Source organism: Ilumatobacter sp., assembly GCF_049588435.1.
GTDB lineage: Bacteria > Actinomycetota > Acidimicrobiia > Acidimicrobiales > Ilumatobacteraceae > Ilumatobacter_A.
Genome location: NZ_JBAVYV010000306.1, coordinates 1 through 4,186, shown reverse-complemented (window position 1 = coordinate 4,186; position 4,186 = coordinate 1). Strand labels below are relative to the sequence as shown.

The window sequence follows — 4,186 nt, the reverse complement described above, 5'->3', positions numbered from 1 at the left end:
TTTCGATCGGTTCGGCGTTGGTGAGTGCGGCGATCCAGCCGCGGACCGAGGCGTGGCCGTCGCTGTGGAACCGGCCGGTGTCATCGGCACGGTCGATCACCGCGATGTAGGAGGCCTCGAGTTGGCGGCGGGCGGTCTCGAGGTCGACCAACGCACGATCGAGATCCGCACCAGACATCGAGGCTGCTTCCTCGATCGTCGGAATCGCCACCGGATCCATACGAACAAGCGTACGCCAGGGGTGTCACAGAGTTGAGGGAACGATCAGCCCCGGCCTCGAGGAATGGTTGACCAAAGAGCGAAGCCGCCCGACCGAGGCAACCGCGCATGCTTCTCCGCGAGATGGGTACACCATCGACATGTCCGAACTCGCCGAGGATCAAACGATGCCGGATCTGTTCGCAACGCACGAGTTGGTGTTCGGTCGAGAGTCGACCACAGGGTATCTCCTGGAGCAGGAGGCACGCCATGCCCCGCTCATCGATGCCTGTGCCGAACGGGTGTCCACGGCCCAGTCGTCGTCCGAATCGCTCGAACAGCACAAACCGGAGCAATCACTCCGGGTCTGACCACACGTTCCGGGCGTCGGCACGTGGCTCCCCGCCCCACGTCTGGTCTCGTACGATCTGACCCGGGCGAGCGTTCGGAGCCAGGAGGATGGATGAACCACACCATCGACGAGGACACGCATCATGTTGCGCCGCCGGAGCGAGTGGAGTCCGTCGCGGTGTTCGCACCGGCGTTGTTGCTCTCGATCGAGCTCCATCGCACGGGCGACGACCTCGACGAGGTGCATCTCCACGCCGGCGGCCAGGGCTACTGGATCTCTCGCATGATCCGAGCCCTGGGAGCGCACCCGATTCCGTGCGCCGGAGTGGGCGGCGAGTCCGGCGACGCCCTTCGATCGGTCATCGCGGCAGATGGTCTCGATGCCCGGCTGACGGCGATGGTCCACGCGAATTCCGTCGTCGTCGACGATCGCCGTGACGGGGGCCGAGTCGTCGTGGCAGAAACCGCGATCCCGTCGATGGGCCGCCACGAAGTCGACGAGCTGTACAGCGCAATCGTCGGAGCGGCGCTGTCGGCCGGCGTCTGCGTCCTCGCCGGAACACAACTCGCCGCGATGTTCGACCCGGACACCTTCCGTCGCCTCGTCTCGGATCTTCGCCGCAACGGCGTCACCGTGATCGCCGACCTGTGCGGACCACCACTGCACAGCGTGCTGGAAGGGGGCGTCGACGTGGTCAAGTTGAGCCACGAAGAGCTCATCGCCGATGGATGGGCCCACAGCAGTTCGGTCGCGGCCATCGCCGACGGCATCGCACGCCTCCACCGCGAAGGAGCCGAAGCGGTCGTCGTGTCCCGACAACACCGCACCACCGTCGCTGGTCGCGATGGTCGGATCGTGGAGGTCCGTTCACCGGCGCTCGAGGTACTCGACGGACGAGGAGGGGGCGACTCGATGACCGCTGCGCTCGCGGTCGCTGCCGCCCGGAACATGAGCTTCGAGGACGGACTGCGTCTCGCTGCTGCGGCTGCAGCGTTGAACGTGTCCCGCCACGGCCTCGGGACGGGCCGGCGCGATTCGATCGAGGACATCGCCGATCGAGTCGAGATCCGCGCCGTGAACCACTCGGATTCCCGTACCTCGGACCCGACCGGACTCGACGAGCTCACGAAGTCAGACCTGTACGACCGGGCGCAGTCGATCGATCTCGCCGGTCGGTCGACCATGAACAAGCGCGAGTTGGCCGACGCACTCGCCCGTCACCTCACGGCCGACGGACCGCACGACGCGTGACACCGTGGGTGCGGTGGCGATGGGACCGCTCGGCGCGAGGCGGTGACCCGACGAGGTCTCGATCACTGCTCCGAGGCGTTTGTGGGCCGCCGGGTCGGGTACGGCGAGGACATGGCCGATCGAATCCGTCCTGATCGTGAACTCCTCACCGAGATCCACCGGGCCGCCGCCGAACAGGCCACGAAAGCCCGAGCCGACCTGACGCACATCGACGCCGATGGCGTCGTCGCAGCGGTCCACGACGCGCGGAAGCGATGCAAGAAGATCCGCGGGCTCGCGAGGCTCGTTCGTCCGGCGCTCGGCGATCGATACCGGACGACGAACGAGGCGTTTCGCGAGGCGGCTCGGGCGCTGTCGCCCCATCGCGACGCGCAGGCCTTGCTCGACACCTTCGATCGGCTCGTGTCGGTCGATGCCGAGCGGCTCCCTCCCGGCGGGCTCGGCGTCGTCCGTGGAGAACTCGCCGCTCGTTCTCGCCACAGCATCGAGGCGTTCGACCGATCCCACGAGTCGGTCGAGCAGGCGCTCGGCTTCTTGAGCGACGGGGTCGAGGTCGTGGACTCGTGGTCGCTCGACTGCGACGGCTGGTCAGCGATCGGCGCCGGACTCCACAAGACGTACGCGCGCGGCGTCGACGCGCTCGCCATCGCGACCGATGACGGTTCGAGTGAGGATTTCCATGAGCTTCGCAAACGGGCGAAGTACACGTGGTACCACGTCCGCCTGCTCGAGACGACGGCGCCGTCGATCCTGCGACCTCTGGCAGCCCGGCTCCACGAGCTGTCCGACGCGCTCGGCGATGCACACGACCTGTCGGTGCTCACCGCACTGCTGCGGCGCGAGCACGAAGCATTCGGCGGTGCGACGACGGTCGATGCAGCCGTCTCGTTCTTCGACGAGCGACGTCGCGACCTCGAGGGTCGCAGCCTGGGACTCGCCCACCGTCTGTACGTCGAATCCCCGAAGCGATTCTCCCAGCGGCTCGGCGCCTACTGGGTGCAGCACGGCCGTTGGGGAGACGAGCGTGCCGTGGGTGGGATCGACGACGTCGCGCCGAACTCCACCACCGACGACTTCGACGAGATGTCGGTGAAGGAACTGCAAACCATCGCGCGTGATGCTGACCTCGCGGGTCGGTCGTCGATGGTGCGCGACGATCTCGTGGCGTCGTTGCGTGCGGCGGGCGTCGGACGATCGCTTCGTTGAGGCGGGACCGCCCGGGCGAATGCGGGGAACCGACTCCCCCGAGATGCACCCGCCCGGGCACCACCTCGGTGGGTCGCCGGCTGACGAAAGAGGAAACGAAAGCGGAAAGAGGAAAGCGGATGCGCGCTCGTCAGCCGCCGGCGGGAAAACGGCTGGCGAAGCCGATCCGCAGCAGTTGCTGGAACGTCTGCTCGACGGTGGCGTAGATCGTTCCGAGGATGCGGTCGATGTGGTCCTTGTCGACCGCATCGGTCGGGAGCTCACCGCGCAGGTAGACCGCGTCCTCCTCACCGATCGAGAAGTGCACGCCGACGAGGCGCTCGTTGCGACGCAGCAGGTTCTCGTAGAGAGCCTGCGCGTTCTCCGCGGGGGCAGGCATCACATAGGTCTCGTAGCGCAACGTCCGCTGGCCGAGCGTCAGCCAGGCGGTCGTGAACTCCTTGTCGTCACCACGCATCCGCACGTACCACCGGACGATGTCCTCCTCGGCACGATCCACGGCGACGATGTGGTCGTACTCGTGGTCGAGTTCGGCGATCCACTCGTCGATGCGACGTTCGAGCACGGCCAGTTCCGGTCGGTCCAACGGATCGGTCATCGCGACACCTGCGCGGCGCCGGCCTCGGCCAGGACCGGCCGATCGGTGCAGCTGACGAGATCCGTCACCGACAGCTCGTCGTAGAGCTTGCGGAGGCGTTCGGCGGCGTCGTGCCAGGTGTAGCGAGCGGCATGCTCACGTGCCGCCGCGCCCATCACATCGCGCAGGGTCGGATCACCGATGATCTCGGCCAATGCCGCGCCGTAGTCACTCGGGTTCCGTCCGGTGATCAGGCGTCCGGTCACGCCGTCGTCGACGAGGCTCAGCAATCCGCCCACCGCACTCGCGACCACCGGCGTTCCGCACGCGGCCGCCTCGAGCGCCACCAATCCGAAGCTCTCCGACCGGCTGGGCACGATCACGACGTCGGCGGCGCGGTAGTAGCTCGACAAGACGTGGTGGGGCTGCGGTTCGACGAAGTGCACGCTGTCGTGCAGGTCGAGTTCGTCGACGAGGTCATGCGCCCGGTGGGTCTCGGTGTCGCCCTCGTTCCCGCTTGCGCCACCGACGATGATCAGCGACGCGTCGCGGCGCCCCCGACGACGGAGGTCGGCGAGCGCCCGGATCGCGACGTCGGGGCC

The 4,186-nt window shown here is 67.5% G+C and carries 6 protein-coding genes; 3 read left to right on the top strand and 3 right to left on the bottom strand.

Annotated features, from left to right (window positions below):
* The coding region (locus WBV89_RS11875; RefSeq protein ID WP_423979661.1) for a hypothetical protein at positions 1 to 220 on the bottom strand (220 nt) is incomplete at its 3' end.
* Between the two features lie 166 nt (positions 221 to 386).
* On the opposite strand from WBV89_RS11875, the gene WBV89_RS11870 reads away from it, so the two are divergent.
* From WBV89_RS11870 to WBV89_RS11860, 3 genes are all read left to right on the top strand, one after another.
* Entirely contained in the window at positions 387 to 569 is a 183-nt protein-coding gene (locus tag WBV89_RS11870; protein WP_423981562.1) for a hypothetical protein, read from the top strand.
* Between the two features lie 92 nt (positions 570 to 661).
* Entirely contained in the window at positions 662 to 1,801 is a 1,140-nt protein-coding gene (locus tag WBV89_RS11865) for a PfkB family carbohydrate kinase (protein ID WP_423981561.1), read from the top strand.
* Between the two features lie 111 nt (positions 1,802 to 1,912).
* Positions 1,913 to 3,007 carry a CHAD domain-containing protein gene (locus WBV89_RS11860; RefSeq protein WP_423981560.1) on the top strand — a complete coding sequence of 365 codons (1,095 nt, stop codon included), beginning with the start codon at positions 1,913 to 1,915 and terminating at the stop codon, positions 3,005 to 3,007.
* Positions 3,008 to 3,137: 130 nt separating this feature from the next.
* Here WBV89_RS11860 and WBV89_RS11855 read toward each other — a convergent pair whose 3' ends face one another.
* Positions 3,138 to 3,605 carry a YbjN domain-containing protein gene (locus WBV89_RS11855; RefSeq protein ID WP_423981559.1) on the bottom strand — a complete coding sequence of 156 codons (468 nt, stop codon included), beginning with the start codon at positions 3,603 to 3,605 and terminating at the stop codon, positions 3,138 to 3,140.
* A partial coding sequence (locus WBV89_RS11850; RefSeq protein ID WP_423981558.1) for a glycosyltransferase occupies positions 3,602 to 4,186 on the bottom strand: 585 nt, incomplete at its 5' end. The genes WBV89_RS11850 and WBV89_RS11855, both read right to left, overlap by 4 nt.